General features: G+C 66.8%; 10 protein-coding genes. 4 read left to right on the top strand and 6 right to left on the bottom strand.

Annotated features, from left to right (window positions below; translation table 11 throughout):
• Positions 1 to 185: 185 nt before the first annotated feature.
• From G3N94_RS00615 to G3N94_RS00630, 4 genes are read right to left on the bottom strand one after another with little or no spacing between them, the layout of a single operon-like run.
• Positions 186 to 1,682 (bottom strand): MFS transporter, encoded by a 1,497-nt coding sequence (locus G3N94_RS00615; protein WP_205789785.1) that lies wholly within the window; start codon positions 1,680 to 1,682, stop codon positions 186 to 188.
• A 38-nt stretch (positions 1,683 to 1,720) separates the two neighbouring features.
• On the bottom strand, positions 1,721 to 2,758 hold the full coding sequence (locus G3N94_RS00620; protein ID WP_205789794.1) for a cyclase family protein: 1,038 nt from the start codon (positions 2,756 to 2,758) through the stop codon (positions 1,721 to 1,723).
• A 56-nt stretch (positions 2,759 to 2,814) separates the two neighbouring features.
• Complete coding sequence (locus G3N94_RS00625) at positions 2,815 to 4,092, bottom strand: CoA transferase (RefSeq protein ID WP_205789796.1); 1,278 nt, start codon at positions 4,090 to 4,092, stop codon at positions 2,815 to 2,817.
• Positions 4,093 to 4,109: 17 nt separating this feature from the next.
• Entirely contained in the window at positions 4,110 to 4,859 is a 750-nt protein-coding gene (locus tag G3N94_RS00630) for an IclR family transcriptional regulator (protein WP_205789798.1), read from the bottom strand.
• Positions 4,860 to 5,089: 230 nt separating this feature from the next.
• Between G3N94_RS00630 and G3N94_RS00635 the strand changes: the two genes are divergently transcribed.
• The 3 genes from G3N94_RS00635 (at position 5,090) to G3N94_RS00645 (ending at position 8,735) form a co-directional block, all read left to right on the top strand.
• Positions 5,090 to 5,983, top strand: a complete 894-nt coding sequence (locus G3N94_RS00635; protein ID WP_205789800.1) for a CoA ester lyase — start codon at positions 5,090 to 5,092, stop codon at positions 5,981 to 5,983.
• Positions 5,984 to 6,115: 132 nt separating this feature from the next.
• The gene (locus G3N94_RS00640; RefSeq protein WP_205789802.1) at positions 6,116 to 7,195 is read left to right on the top strand and encodes a porin; all 1,080 of its coding nucleotides are present in this window, start codon (positions 6,116 to 6,118) and stop codon (positions 7,193 to 7,195) included.
• Positions 7,196 to 7,247: 52 nt separating this feature from the next.
• Entirely contained in the window at positions 7,248 to 8,735 is a 1,488-nt protein-coding gene (locus tag G3N94_RS00645) for an MmgE/PrpD family protein (protein ID WP_205789803.1), read from the top strand.
• 241 nt (positions 8,736 to 8,976) lie between these two features.
• Here the strand turns inward: G3N94_RS00645 and G3N94_RS00650 are convergent, their stop codons facing one another.
• Positions 8,977 to 9,723, bottom strand: coding sequence for a ProQ/FinO family protein (locus G3N94_RS00650; RefSeq protein WP_205789959.1), 747 nt, complete (start codon positions 9,721 to 9,723; stop codon positions 8,977 to 8,979).
• Between the two features lie 780 nt (positions 9,724 to 10,503).
• On the opposite strand from G3N94_RS00650, the gene G3N94_RS00655 reads away from it, so the two are divergent.
• A complete protein-coding gene (locus G3N94_RS00655) occupies positions 10,504 to 11,088 on the top strand; it encodes a DUF2889 domain-containing protein (protein WP_205789811.1) in 585 nt (194 codons plus the stop codon).
• A 211-nt stretch (positions 11,089 to 11,299) separates the two neighbouring features.
• On the opposite strand, the gene G3N94_RS00660 is transcribed toward G3N94_RS00655, so the two are convergent.
• Positions 11,300 to 14,809 carry a pyruvate carboxylase gene (locus G3N94_RS00660; protein ID WP_205789813.1) on the bottom strand — a complete coding sequence of 1,170 codons (3,510 nt, stop codon included), beginning with the start codon at positions 14,807 to 14,809 and terminating at the stop codon, positions 11,300 to 11,302.
• Between the last annotated feature and the right edge of the window lie 211 nt (positions 14,810 to 15,020).

A 15,020-nucleotide genomic window follows, 5' to 3' on the forward strand; every position in this document is an offset into this window, starting at 1 on the left:
AAAGGAAGCGGGCCACGGGAATAAAGGCCCTCGCACGCCCTTGCGTACAACCTCTTGAGCTGCGCTCCGGGCAAACGCGCCATTATCCCACACGCGATAGGCGCGTGCCGGCGGCGGGCGTTGCGGTGAAGCATGCGCCTGCCGTGCCTGCCCGCGCCCGCCGCGCCTGCCCGTGCCCGTCCCGCTTACCGCTGCCGCGCGCGCACCGCCGGGCCGCGATACGCGTCCGGTGCATCCGGCGCGCCAGTCACATCGCCCGAGCCCGGCTGCGGGCCATCAGCCGCCGCAATCTCGTCGAGCGAGCGGTGATTGGTGCGCGGACCGAACACGCCGATCGACAGCATCACGACCAGCATGCTGGCGCCGATCAGCACGAACACGCCCGGCGCGCCCAGATGCTCGAGAATCAACGCGACGACATAGCTGCTCGCGACGCCGGTCAGCCGTCCGAACGAGTGCACGAAGCCGAGCGCGCGGCTGCGGATCGCCGTCGGAAACACTTCCGCCTGATACGCGGTGGCATTGCTCGCGAGCGTCGTATTGCAGAACGTGATCAGGATACCGAACCCGATCACCGCGGCGGCGGACGACGACAGCGCGAATGCCGTGCCGAACAGTGCGACGCCGAACGCGGTCGCGACGATCAGCCACTTGCGCTCGATCCGGTCGGAAACCGCGCTCGCGATGAACGGCGACAGCGGATACGCGAACGCAATCACGAACGCATACAGCAGGCTCTTCGTCACGGGCGTGCCCTGCGCGGCCAGCAGGCTCGGCAGCCACTGGCTGAAGCCAAAGAAACCGATGCTCAGGCACGCGTTGAACGCGATCAGCATCAGCGTCCTGCCGCGATAGCGCGCATCCCACATCGACGCCGCGCGCGCGTGCCCCCGCGCGTGCCCCGCGTGCCCCGCTTCGACAGCCACGACAGGCGGCACCGCAGGCAACGGCTGGCCGGATTCGCGCGCGACCCGTGCCTCGATCGCCTGCAGCACGGCTTCGGCCTCGTCCGTGCGGCCGCGCATCGCGAGCCAGCGCGGCGACTCCGGAAGCCGCGACTGCAGCCACCAGACGATCACCGCACCGCTGCCGCCCGCGAGGATGATCCAGCGCCAGCCGGACATGCCGAGCGGCGCGCGCGGCATCAGCAGCCAGGACGCGAGTGCGAGCACGGGCATCGCGAGATAGCCGATCGCGAAGCACACCGCGAACGCGCGGCCGCGCATGCCTTTCGGCACGAGCTCCGTCAGGAACGCGCCGATCGTGATCAGCTCGGCGCCAACCCCGATGCCCGCGACCAGCCGGCACAGATGGATGCCCGCCGCGGTGTGCTGCGCGCACATCGCGAGGCTCGCGACCGTGTAGAGCAGTAGCGAACCGGTGAAGACCGCGCGCCGGCCGAAGCGGTCGGCCAGCGGGGCGACGCCGATCTCGCCGATGAACAGGCCGATGAACGTGGCCGCGCCGAGCGTCGCCTGATCGGACAGGCCGAACAGACCCTTCGCGCCGACGTGAAAGATGCCGTCGCGGACGAGGCCGGCCGGCAGATAGGTCATCTGGAACAGGTCATAGACCTCGAAGAACCCGCCGACGCTCAGCATCAGCACGAGGCCCCAGATGCTGGCCGTCGGCGGCAAACGGTCGATGCGCTCCGTCACGGCAAGCGCGTATGGATTGGACATGCTGCTGTCTCCGGAAAGAATGGGATGTCGCGCCAGGCTCAGACCGTGGCGACCGGATTGACCGGTGAGCCGACGAGGCCGCGCAGATGCAGCGGCGGCGCCGTCAGCAGGAAGCGGTTGCGCCCATGCGCGCGCAGCCAGTTGGCGAGCGGCGTCAGATGCCACAGCTCGCCGAGGTGGATACCGAGCTTGAACAGGCACAGCGCGTGCAGCGGCATCAGCGGCCCGTGCGCCGCACGCGGCCCCGGCTGCTGCGGGCGCTCTTCGACCGCATGGTTGTCCGCGACCAGCGCCGCGAGCCCCGATACGTCGATCCACTCGAGTAGTTGCGGATCGTCTCCGTCGAGCACGCAGCAAGCGCGATGCACGTCGGTTCCGTCGGCCGCAACCGCCCCAGCAGCAGCATCGGCCGCAAGCAGCAAGTCCGCGAAGCCGGTATGCAGGCAGACGATGTCGCCGCGCTCGACCACGACGCCGTCGGCCGCCATCACCGACATCAGGTCCGCGTAGCCGATCTTGCGGCGCGCATCGCCGAAATGATGGCGCAGATCGATCATCACGCCGCGCCCCTGCACCCCGCACGACGCCATGTGCTCGATCCCGAGCGCGTGCGCGCCGCCCACTTGTGCACCGGCCTCCGGCACCCGCACGTGCTCGCCCATCCGGTAGCCGTTGTAGAACACGGCCTCGGCCTCGCCGTCACCGTCCGCATCGAACAGGCCGCCGACGTGCGACAGCGCATCCCATTGCGTCGAGAACTGCGAGTGCATGCAGAATGCGTCGTCGCACACGACGTCCGTCGCCCGCGCGACCTGTTCGTCCGCGCGGTAGCCGAAGTACGGCCTGTCGTGCAGCAGCGCGGGCATGATCGCGGGCGGCCGTCGCCGGGCATTGAGGCCGCCGCCGCGCGGCACGTCGAGCGGCAGGCTCAGCGAAAACACGCGCCCCTCACGCACCTCACGCACGCCCTCCAGCGTTTTCTGCGGCGTCAGCCAGTTGAGACGGCCCTTCTGGTCGTCGGGGCCGAAATCGCCCCAGTTCGAACCGGGCGGCCGGTGTATCCAGCGCGGTTTCATATTGAAAGTCTCCTTGATTGTGGTTGTCGCTCGCCGCGCAGGCGCGGCGTTCGCCGTCATCCGTGGCAGATCACCCCGCACTCGGCCAGACGGGCGAACGCTTGCTCGCCCAGCAACGGCGCGAGAATCTCGCGGTTGTGTTCGCCGAGCCGCGGCGCAGCCCGCCGGAACGTGCCGGGTGTATGCGAGAAGCGCGGCGCGATGTTGTGCATCGGAATCGTGCCGACGTCTTCGTCGGGCAGGTTCACGAGCGCCTCCCGCTCTATCACGTAGTCATCCTTAACGATCTGGCTAACATCATGGATCGGGCCGGCCGTGACGCCCGCGTCCTCGAAGAACGCGAGATTCTCCGCAAGATCGCGCGCCGCGATGAATCCGCCGACGATCTCGTCGAGTTCCTGCGCATGCTGCACGCGCAGCACGTTGGTGCGGTAGCGCGGGTCGTCCACGAGATCGGGCCGGCCGATCGAGCGGAACAGGCGCTCGGCCATCGTCTGCGTCGAGCTCGACAGGCACAGCCACTTGTCGTCACGGGTGCGATACGCATTGCGCGGCGCCGTGTTGGTCGAACGGCTGCCGGTGCGCGGCTTGATCGCGCCGGTCAGTGCGTAGTTGGCCGCGGACGGCCCGAGAATCGACAGCAGCGGCTCGAACAACGATACGTCGATCACCTGGCCCGGCGCGTCGTTCGCGTCGCGCGCCCACAGCGCGACCATCACCGCGATCGCGCCGGACAGGCCAGCCGTCATGTCGCCGAGGAACATCGGCGGCAGCACCGGTTCGCGATCGGCAAAGCCGTTGATCGCCGCAAAGCCCGAGTAGCCTTCCGCCAGCGTGCCGAAGCCCGGCTTGTGGCGGTACGGGCCCGTCTGCCCCCATCCGGAGATGCGTGCGATCACGAGCTTCGGCCGGATCGCCAGCAGCACGTCCGGGCCGAGCCCCATCTGTTCGAGCACGCCGGGCTTGAAGCTCTCGATGAAGACGTCCGCATCGCGCACCAGTGCGAGGACGATCTCGATGCCTTCGCGGGTGCGCAGGTCGACGCACACGCTGCGCTTGTTGCGGCCGTACACCTTCCAGTTCGTGCTGACGCCGCCGGCGCCGACCGCGCGCAGCGTGTCGCCCTGCTCCGGCTCGACCTTGACCACGTCCGCGCCGAAATCCGCGAGCTGCACGCTCAGCATGTTGCCGGCCATCAGGCGCGACAGGTCGATCACGCGTACGCCTGCCAGCGGGCCCTGCGCGCCGGCGTCGAACTGACGGTCGTGAAGCGGGCCGATGCGCGCCGCATGGCGCGCGGCTTCGGTCCCGGATTGTGCTGCGGGTTCGAACATTCCAATCTCCTTATCGATTATTCGTGCAACTCGCCTTGCGGGCTGATCGTCGCGGGCACGCTGCCCGCCGACGGCAGATCGCCGCCCAGCGTATGGGTGAGCTCGCTCGCCGCGGCCTGCACGCGCGGCAGGTAATCGGCGAGCACCTTCTTGTTGAAGCGGTAGCGCGGCACGCCCAGCGAGATCGAGCCGGCGACCGAACGGCCCACGCCGAACACCGGGCACGCGATCGCCGCGCTCTCCGGGTCGCGTTCCGCGATCGACACCGCGTAGCCTTGCTCGGCCACCTTGTCGTAATCGCCGCCGCGCGTGCCCGAGAACGCGAGCAGGACTCGCCCCGCCGCGCCCGCGTCGAGCGGGAAGCGGTCGCCTTCGCGCACATTGGTATGCACCGCACGCTGCGCATAAGCGCGGTACAGGCACACGCGCTCGTCGCCGTCGCGCACGTAGAACGCCGCGGTTTCGCCGGTTTCCACGGACAGCCGCGTCAGCAGCGGCACGGCATGCTCGCGCAGCTGGAACGATTCGCGATACATCATGCCGAGGTGGAACGTCGCGGGCCCGAGCACATAGCGGCCGTCGGGCATCCGCTTGACGAACTGGAACATTTCGAGCGATTCGAACAGGCGCAGCAACGTGCTCATGTTGAGCCCCGTCGCCTCGCTGACCTGCGCGAGCATCAATCCGTTCGGCGCATTGCCGAACGCCAGCAGCGCCGTCAGCGCGCGGTTGACCGCGGAAACGCCGCCATCTGCCTGAGCATTCATACCTACCTCGCAAAGAGAAACGGGGTCGTCCGGCACGGCAGGACACCCCGCACAAAAACAAAAGTCACTTTCATTTTTGTCGATCGCCTGCTTCGTGTCAACAGGCACTGTCGACCGAGCCGCACTTCCCGATCGCGAATACCCCCTTTTATTTCAAGGGTAAACATCGATCTTGACGAGCTGCACCATCCCGCATAAAAATGAAAGTGACTTTCATTTTACAGAAAACGATGAGACATCAACTTCAGGACGAACCGGCGTGGCGCTCGCTGCTGTATGTGCCGGCCCATGTTCCGCGCTTCGTCGAAAAGGCCGCCACATCCGGCGCCGACGCACTGCTGCTGGATCTCGAAGACAGCGTGCCGGCCGACCGGAAGGATCTCGCCCGCAGCGCGCTGGCCACGACCGTTCCGCATTTGAAGGTCGCCGGAAACGACGTGCTCGTGCGCGTCAACGGCCCGTTGCAGTTGCTGGTGCCCGACCTGCGGGCCGCCGTCGCCGCCCGGGCCGACGGCGTCGCGATACCGAAGGTGCTCGGCGCGTCGCACCTCGAAGCCATCGATGCGTTGCTCGGCGAACTGGAAAGCGAATACGGCGTCGCGCATGGCACGACCCGCGTGATCGCGATGATCGAGACCCCGGCCGCGTTCGAGGCACGCGCGCGCATTGCCCGCGCGTCGGCGCGCATCGCGGCGCTGATGCTCGGCGGCGGCGATTTCGCGCTGCACTGCGAAAGCGACGCGAGCCCGGAAGTCCTCAACATCCCCAAGCAGCTACTGGTCATCGCCGCGCGCGCGGCCGGCGTGCTGCCGCTCGGCCTCGCCGGCACCCCGGATTCGCTCGACGATCTCGACGCGTTCGAACAGATGGCCCGCCGCTCGAAGGCGATGGGTTTCGCGGGCGCGACCTGCATCCATCCCGCGCAGGTGCCACGCCTGAACCGCGCATTCGCGCCGTCCGCCGACGACGTGCAGGCGGCGCAGGTGCTGATCGACGCGTACGAGTCCGCACGCGCCGACGGACGCGGCGCGCTGCGGGTCGGCGGAAAAATGGTCGACGCGCCGGTGGTCGAGCGCGCCCGGCGCGTGCTGGCCCGGCACCGCGAACTGCTGCCGCGCGACTGACCGGACAGGCGCAACGGCACACGCCGCGTGGAGCGGCTTCGGAGCCGCTTCAGAGCGGCATCGACGCGGTGCCGATCAAAGGAATCGATTCGTATAACTAACACAAAAACATCAGCAGCCAGGAGACAAGCAATGAACAGAAAACTGCTCGCGATGTGCGGGCTCGGCATGGCATCCGCCGCCGCGAATGCACAGAACAGCCTGACGCTCTACGGCGTCGCAGACGTCTACGTCGAATACCTGACCCACCAGCAATCGACCGTTCCCGGCGGTTCCGCGCCGCTGGTGCGGATGGGTTCGGGCGGCAAGAGCGGCTCGCGTTGGGGCCTGAAGGGTGCGGAGAGTCTCGGCGGCGGCTGGCAGGCCGTATTCCGGCTGGAAAGCTCGATCAACATCAACAACGGGACCGGCTCGGGGGGAGGCGGCTTCGACCGTTCCGCGTGGGTCGGACTTCAACACGACACCTGGGGCACGCTGCGTCTCGGCCGCCAGTACACGACGCTGTTCGACGTGATGGAGCACTTTTCGCCCACCATCGCGTACTCGACGATCTACGAGCCTGCCGGCGCGATCGTCGGCGTGAACTTCCGCGAAAACAACGTGGCGAAGTACCGCGTCACGTTCGGGCCGGTCGCGTTCCAGGCCCACTACGCGTTCGGCGGCACGCCGGGGGCGTTCCGCAGCGGCGCGGCGTCCGGCTTCGGCTTCGAGTACACCGGCGCGGCCCTGTCGCTCGCCGCCGCGTACGACAACGTCAACGGCACGCAGCCCGCGGACTACACGCACTTCCGCCGCTATGCGGCCTCTGCGATCTACACGTTGGGTACCGCGCAGTTCATCGCGGGGGTCGTCCATGCGAACGGCAATGTCACCACGCCGGGCGTCGTCACGCGCTTCAATTTCTACTGGCTCGGCACGCGCTACCAGATCACGCCGGCGCTGCAGGTGATCGGCGCGTTCTATTACGAGGACATCGGCAAGCAGAATCCCGCGAAAGACCAGGCAAACCCGGATCCCGACAATCCGAAGCAGATCACGTTGCAGTTCAACTATGCGATGTCGAAGGCGACCACACTCTATGTGACCGGCGGCTATGCATGGCGCGCCGCCCTCGATTTCGACAACTACAACTACCGCTTCCTCAACTATTCGCTCGCCGCCAATCGCGGCGGCTCACTCGGCGTCGCGATCGGCATGCGCAAGCTGTTCTAGCGCAGCCGGACCTTCGTCTCGACTTCCCGTTCAATTCCCGGAGTATTTCAGCATGAACCGACGCCACTTCCTGTCGACGTTCGCAGGCGCCGCCGCAGCAGCAGCCGTGCCTTGCCTCGCGCAAGCGCAGACGACACCCGCGACGCCGGCCGCCTCGATGCCCGCCGGCTCGCCCGACAATCTTGCCCACCAGCTCGCCGACTACGCCGCGTCGCTTCGCTATGCGGATCTCGACGCAGCGACCATCGAGACGGTCAAGTCGCATTGCCTCGATGCGCTCGGCTGTGCGATCGCCGCCCATGACGAGGCACCGGTCCGCATCGCGAGACAAGTCGCGCTCGCGGCCGGCGGCGGGGCGTCGACGATCGTCGGCACCACGCGCCGCACGACGCCCGACCTCGCGGCATTCGCGAACGGCGCCGCGCTGCGCTATTTCGACCTGAACGACGCGTATGCCGGCAAGGAGACCGGACATCCGAGCGACAACGTCGCGCCGTGTCTCGCGGTTGCCGAGGCACAGCGCAGCAGCGGCCGCGACCTGATCCTCGCGATCGCGCTCGCCTACGAGATCAACTGCCGGCTGATGGATGCGGCCGCCATCAGCCCGCGCGGCTGGGATCACACCTGTTACAGCCTGCCGGCAGTCGCGCTCGCCACCGGCAGGCTGATGGGGTTGACGCAGCCGCAGCTCGTGCAGGCCGTGAATCTCGCGATCAACGGACACATGGCGCTCAACCAGACCCGTATCCAGGAACTGTCGAACTGGAAGGCGCTCGCCGACGCGGACGCCGCACGCAACGCGATCTTCGCGACGAACCTCGCGCGCGACGGCTTGACAGGCCCCTCGCCGATCTTCGAAGGCAACGCAGGATTTTTCCGGCAGATCTCCGGCGCATTCGAACTTGACCCCCGCCGGTTCGGCGGGCGCGGCGGACGCTTTCTCATCAACGACTGCATCGTGAAGTACTACCCGGCCCAGGGGCTCACGCAGACGGCCATTCCCGCGGCAATCGACGTCGCGTCACAAATCGGCGACGTCTCGCGCATCCGCAGCGTCGAGATCGCGACGACGCGCGTCGGCTACGTCACCGCCGGCAAGGACCGCCAGAAGTGGGCGCCCGAAACGAGCGAGACCGCCGACCACAGCCTGCCGTATATCGTCGCGCGCGCGATGCTCGATGGCGACATCACGACGGCGAGCTACACGCCGGCGGCCTTGCGCGACCCGAAGCTGCGCGCGCTGATCGAACGGATCACGGTCGTCGAAGCCCCGGAACTGACGGCACGCTATCCGCAGTACGCGCCGAATCGCGTCACCGCCGTGACGGACGACGGACGCCGATTCTCGAAGGAAATCGACGACCTGCCGGGCTTCCCGCATCACCCGATGACGCGCACTGATTTCGAAACCAAGTTCGGCAAAAGCGTGCGTGGTTACTGGAACCCGGAGCAGACGCGCCGCGTCGTCGACTGGCTGTGGCATCTCGACGAACAGCGCGACGTGTCGAAACTGCCTGCGCTGATGGCGATTGCGGCGTGAACATCGCGCGCCGCTTATGACTACGTGACGGGTTTGGTGCGGCGGGGGGTGCGGCGTGTTCCCGCCGCGAAAGAACCGCAACGTTTTGGTGTCCTGCATGTTGCCTGCGCGGCGCGATCCGAATTGAATGCGAGGCGCTCAGCACCATCGGCTTTGCACTGCGGCGTACGGAATCGCGGAAAGACCACGTCCGCACTTACCGCCGGCGATCGTGGACATCGCCGGCGGTCGTCGCGCCGCGTTACTCGGTTTTTGCCGCTTGCGGTTCGACCGGCGCCGCTTGCACGTCGGCGGCATCCGCCTGCGGCTCGGCCGTCACCTGCTGCGATTCGTCCTGCACCGGCTTCGCGTCGGCCTTCGCCGATTGCGCAGGCCCCTTTCCAGGACGGCGCGCCTTCAGTCGTCGGGCGCGCGCGGCGTCGTCCTTCGACACCCGTCCGGCTTCGTTGCCCTGCAGATCGACACGCACCGCGTCCTCGACGAGGCACGACCAGTAGCGGTTGCCCCGGCACCAGGTCGCCATCGCGTCACGCAGCTCGGCTTCGCTCAGCCCGGCCGCCTGCGCTTCGTTGGCGAGATCCGCCCAGATGCCGACCTTCAGCGGCACCTTCGGCGCCGGGTTCTTCGGGAACGCGAGCGGGAAGCGCCTTTGCAGTTTGCCGATCGCAACGACGACCGGATCGACCGGCGTCGACGCGCGGGCGCCGGAAGCACCCTTTGCACCGGCAGATGCCTTGGCGGCGGAAGAGCCCTTCACGCCGGCATGCGCCTTGGCGCCAGAAGATCCCTTTGCGCCGGCGGACGCCTTGGCGCCAGACGGACCCTTTGCGCCGGCAGACGGTCTGCCGCCGGACGATGCGTTGCCACCGGAAGACGGCTTGCCACCGGACGACGGCTTCGCTTCAGACTGCGATCGCTTGGCGTTGCGTTCCTGCTTGGCCTTGGCCGCGAGCTGGTTCCGCAATTCGGCAAGTTGTTCAAAACCCATAAATTCAATCCACCAGGAATAGGTAAGGCGTGGCTTCCGCGGCGACTCCGCTCCCGCGCACGTGTCGACGTGTCGCGAAACCGTGCCGCGCAATACTGAGCATCACGCAGCAGCACGTCACGGACGCATTCTGCGCGTCCGCCGTCGACGCGGAAGATACAGCATGAGCGGCTGGCGCACACCCCGTGTTTCAGGCACCCGGCCGGGATGCCGGATACAGCGCAGAGGTGAAGTATACCGGTACGCGGGCGCGCTGGCTGACTGGTGCTTACGCCCTCGTAATATCGGGACGATGGCGTGATCGCGAACGATCGCTCCGTTTCGGTCCGTTTCGTGCCGATTGCGCCGTCCGCTCGCGCGTCCGCGGTGCAAATCGCCTGGCCATCGCGTCGTTCAGGCGCGCAATGCAACAGGTCCGCACGACGTGCCTGCTACCCTTTTCGGGCACGGAATCCCGTTTCTGGATCGCACCCCATACTCGTTTCCGGCACTCCGTTCCGTATGCCGGAAACGACCACGGGTCCCCGCTTCGCCGCCATTCACTGTTCGTCTTGGAGATCGCCGTTCACCTGTCTCATCGCAACCGTCACCGATTCCCGGAATAATGCGTAGCATGTTCGGGATGTCGCGAGCGCCAACCGGTGACGCGCCCCGACCGTGCAGATCGAGCCGGCCCGCGATGGCGCGCGTCATCTGCGATGCGCCGCCGCACCTCGTTGCAACGGAGACGCAACGAGCTCCCCTGACAAGAAGAACGGATGCAATACACGGAGTAGCAACATGGCCCCCCACCCCAACGACGTGCGCGACGATATCACGCGCGAGGAAATCCATCATCGCCAGATCGACATGCGCGGCTACCGCCGCAGCGACGGCCTGTTTGAAGTGACCGCGTGCCTGGCCGATCGCAAGACGAGCGACTTCATGCCACCGGGCGGTTCCCGAATGGTGCCGGCCCGGTCGCCGATTCACGACATGGGCGTGACGCTGGTCTTCGACATGGACATGGTCGTACGCGAAGTGCGCACCTTTATCAGCTCGCACCCTTATGCACCATGTCCGGGCGGCGGCGACACACTCCAGGCGCTGGTCGGATTGCGCATCGGCCCGGGCTGGAACAGCGAGGTTCGCAAGCGGTTGCCGTCCTGCGACACCTGCACCCATCTGAATGAAATCCTCGGCCCGCTCGCGAGCGCGGCATTCCAGACGATGGTTGACGTGCGCCCGTCGTCGCTCGACCAGCGGGACAGCAACGGCAGGCCGGTCAAGATCGACAGTTGTTATGCATATGGTGCGTCGCGCGATCTCGTGAAGACGCTATGGCCCGAACACCATCAGCCAGTATCGGCAGCGAAATCGGACTAACGCCCGGTGGCGCCGTTCGCGAGCGCCAAATTGCGCCCATTTTCCCCGATCTGCGTCGATTTGCGCCGAGCCGGCGCGCATCCGCCGAACCTGTTCGTCGCCGCCAGCCCGAGCGCTGGCGACACCTCGCGAAACACCACATCACCGGCGATGGATACGCAGCGCGGCAGGGTTCCCGGACACGTCCCCACCGCCGCCACGATCCCACCTGTCAGCCGGCTCCTTTCAGTTCGATCAGCAGATCCTTCGCCGCGACCCGCTCGCCGACCTTCACGTGCACGGCGGCGATTTCGCAATCACGTTCGGCCGCGATGTGGGTTTCCATCTTCATCGCCTCGAGCGCGATCAGCGTCGTCCCGGCCGTCACGCGCTGGCCCGGCTGCACCGCGACCGTCACCACCGAGCCCGGCATCGGTGCGGCCACATGCAGCGGGTTGGCCGGATCGGCTCGCTGCAGGCCATGACGCTCCTTGCCCGCATGCACGGTCGTCCGCTGTTCGATCAGCGCCGTGCGCGATTGACCGTTCAGTTCGAACTGCACCTTCACCATGCCGTCCTGCGCGTCGGCATGCTGCCCCTGCAGCGATATGAGCAGCGTCTTGCCCGGCGAGATGTCGATCGCCACCTCTTCCTGCGGCTGCAGGCCGTACAGGAAAGCGGGTGTCGGCACGACCGACGTGTCACTGTACGTGCGCACATGCGCGCAATAGTCGACGGTCTGCTTCGGGTACATCAGGTACGAAGCGAGCTGCCGGTCGTCGAGCGGTTGCTCGCATGCGGCTTCGGCCTGCGCCCGCGCCGCGTCGAGATCGACCGCGGGGATCTGGTCGCCGGGACGATACGGCGCCGGCGGCTCGCCCTTGAGCACCTTGCGCGACAGTTCCGCTGGAAAGCCATCCGGCGGGAAACCCAGTTCGCCCTTGAACAGCGACACCACGGACTCGGGGAATGCGATGTCCTTGGCCGGGTTACGCACGTCGTCGACGCTCAGGTCGTTCGCGACCATCATCAGCGCCATGTCGCCGACCACCTTCGACGTCGGCGTCACCTTGACGATATCGCCGAACAGCCGGTTTACGTCCGCATACGCGCGCGACACTTCGGTCCAGCGATGATCGATGCCGAGCGAGCGGGCCTGCTCGCGCAGGTTCGTATACTGGCCGCCGGGCATCTCGTGACGGTACACGTCGGCCGTGCCCGCGCGGATCTCCGATTCGAACGGCGCATAGAAGCGGCGCACGCCTTCCCAGTACATCGACGCTTCGTGCAGGCGATCCGGATCGAGACCCGGGTCGCGCTCGCTACCGGCCAGCGCCGCCGCGACGCTCGACAGGTTCGGCTGCGACGTGAGACCGCTCATTGCATCGAGCGCCCCGTCGACCGCGTCGCAGCCCGCACCAATCGCCGCGAGCACCGACGCCGCTGCGATGCCGCTCGTGTCGTGCGTATGGAAATGCACGGGCAGCCCGGTTTCCTCCTTGAGCGCCTTCACGAGCGTCGCGGCCGCCTGCGGCCGGCAAATGCCGGCCATGTCCTTGATGCCGAGCACGTGCACGCCCGCGCGCTGCAGTTCGCGCGCGATCCCTACGTAGTATTTGAGGTCGTATTTCGAGCGCGATGCGTCGAACAGGTCGCCCGTGTAGCAGATCGCGCCTTCGCACAGCATCCCGCTCTCGCCCACCGCATCGATCGCGACCCGCATGTTGCGGACCCAGTTCAGCGAGTCGAACACGCGGAACACGTCGACGCCGGCGCTCGCGGCCTGCTTCACGAAGAAGCGCACGACGTTGTCCGCGTAGTTCGTATAGCCGACCGCATTCGAGCCGCGCAACAGCATCTGGAACAGGATGTTCGGCACGCGCTCGCGCAACAGTGCGAGACGCTCCCACGGATCTTCCTTCAGGAAGCGCAGCGCGACGTCGAACGTCGCACCGCCCCAGCATTCGAGCGAGAACAGCTGCGACAGCTCGCGTGCGTAGAACGGCGCGATCGGCAGCATGTCGGCCGTGCGCATGCGCGTCGCGAACAGCGACTGATGGGCATCGCGCATCGTCGTGTCGGTCAGCAGCACCTGCTTCTGGTCCAGCATCCAACCCGCGAACTTTTCCGGCCCAAGTTCGCGCAGACGGTCGCGCGTGCCGGCCGGGATTGCCGCTGCGGTGTCGATCTTCGGCAGCACCGGTTTCGGCAGCGGCAGTGCCGGCAGCGTGCGGCCGTCCATCTCGCTGCTGCCGTTCACGTTCAACTCGCCGAGATAACGCAGCAGCTTGGTCGCACGATCGCCGCGCTTCGCGAATTCGAGCAGTTCCGGTGTCCGGTCGATGAAGCGCGTCGTCACCTCGCCCGCGATGAACGCCGGATGGTTGATCACGTTCTCGAGGAACTGCAGGTTCGACGTCACGCCGCGAATCCGGAATTCGCGCAGCGCGCGGTCCATCCGGTGGATCGATTCGGCTGCCGTCGGCGCCCAGGTCGTGACCTTCACGAGCAGCGAGTCGTAGTACGGCGTGATCACCGCGCCACCATACGCAGTGCCCGCATCGAGCCGCACGCCGAAGCCTGCCGCGCTGCGGTACGCGCTGAGCCGGCCATAGTCGGGCAGGAAGTCGTTCTCCGGATCCTCGGTCGTGATCCGGCATTGCAGCGCGTGACCGTTCAGCGGAATCGCCTGCTGCGCCGGCACGCCGGCCGCACGCTTGACGATCGCGCCGCTGCCGTCCGCCTCGTCGTCGGCGAGGCCGATCTGGCCGCCTTCCGTGATGCGGATCTGCGCCTTGACGATGTCGATCCCGGTAATCATCTCGGTCACCGTATGCTCGACCTGGATACGCGGGTTCACCTCGATGAAATAGAACTGCCCCGTATCGGCGTCCATCAGGAATTCGACGGTGCCCGCGTGCGTATAGCCGACCGCGCGCATCAGGCGTAGCGCCGCTTCGCACAACGCCTGCCGCCCGTCGTGATCGAGGTAGGGCGCGGGTGCGCGCTCGACGACCTTCTGGTTGCGGCGCTGTACCGTGCAATCGCGTTCGTACAGATGCACGACCGTCCCATGCGTGTCGCCGAGAATCTGTACCTCTACGTGGCGCGCGTTGCGCACGAGCTTCTCGACATAGACCTCGTCGTTGCCGAACGCCGCCAGCGCCTCGCGCCGCGCGGCGGCCAGCGACGATTCGAGATCCCGTTCGCTTTCGAGCACGCGCATCCCGCGTCCGCCGCCGCCCCAGCTCGCCTTGAGCATCAGCGGATAGCCGACCGTCGCAGCGAGTCGCTTGCATTCTTCGAGATCGTGCGGCAAAGGTGCCGTCGCCGGCATCACGGGCACGCCGGCCGCGATCGCCGCATTGCGCGCGGCCACCTTGTTGCCGAGCGTGCGCATCACGTCGGGCGCGGGGCCGATCCAGCGGATGCCCGCGTCGATGACGGCCTGCGCAAAGTCCGGGTTCTCGGACAGAAAGCCGTAGCCGGGATGGATCGCGTCGACCAACGCCAGCCGCGCGACGCGCAGGATGTCGTCGATATCGAGATACGCGGCGAGCGGTTTCTTGCCTTCGCCGATCAGGTAGCTCTCGTCCGCCTTGAAGCGATGCAGCGCGAGACGGTCTTCCTTCGAGTAGATCGCCACGGTGCGAATGTTCAGCTCGGCAGCGGCACGCATCACTCGAATCGAGATTTCCGAGCGATTGGCGATCAGGATGGACTGGATGGGGGTATGAGTCATTGTAAGCAATGGTCAGCGGTCGTCGAACAAAACCGGTCCACACGATGTGTCACGGTCTGAAGCGCTACGGGATCGTCTAAAGCAAGCGGCAGGCCAGCCTTGAACTCTGCGCGTATGTGCTTGATTTGACGAGCGAATGGCAGTGCGCACGATTGCAGCGCGTTTCAAAACTGGAAACAGGTTTGCACTTCTGAATCGCTCATTCGACCGG

The organism is Burkholderia sp. Ac-20353 (genome assembly GCF_017104785.1).
Lineage (GTDB): Bacteria > Pseudomonadota > Gammaproteobacteria > Burkholderiales > Burkholderiaceae > Burkholderia.

Coding starts and splice junctions, on each gene's coding strand:
- G3N94_RS00615 (WP_205789785.1), bottom strand. CDS start 1,682: ATGTCCAATCCATACGCGCTTGCCGTGACGGAGCGCATCGACCGTTTG.
- G3N94_RS00620 (WP_205789794.1), bottom strand. CDS start 2,758: ATGAAACCGCGCTGGATACACCGGCCGCCCGGTTCGAACTGGGGCGAT.
- G3N94_RS00625 (WP_205789796.1), bottom strand. CDS start 4,092: ATGTTCGAACCCGCAGCACAATCCGGGACCGAAGCCGCGCGCCATGCG.
- G3N94_RS00630 (WP_205789798.1), bottom strand. CDS start 4,859: ATGAATGCTCAGGCAGATGGCGGCGTTTCCGCGGTCAACCGCGCGCTG.
- G3N94_RS00635 (WP_205789800.1), top strand. CDS start 5,090: ATGAGACATCAACTTCAGGACGAACCGGCGTGGCGCTCGCTGCTGTAT.
- G3N94_RS00640 (WP_205789802.1), top strand. CDS start 6,116: ATGAACAGAAAACTGCTCGCGATGTGCGGGCTCGGCATGGCATCCGCC.
- G3N94_RS00645 (WP_205789803.1), top strand. CDS start 7,248: ATGAACCGACGCCACTTCCTGTCGACGTTCGCAGGCGCCGCCGCAGCA.
- G3N94_RS00650 (WP_205789959.1), bottom strand. CDS start 9,723: ATGGGTTTTGAACAACTTGCCGAATTGCGGAACCAGCTCGCGGCCAAG.
- G3N94_RS00655 (WP_205789811.1), top strand. CDS start 10,504: ATGGCCCCCCACCCCAACGACGTGCGCGACGATATCACGCGCGAGGAA.
- G3N94_RS00660 (WP_205789813.1), bottom strand. CDS start 14,809: ATGACTCATACCCCCATCCAGTCCATCCTGATCGCCAATCGCTCGGAA.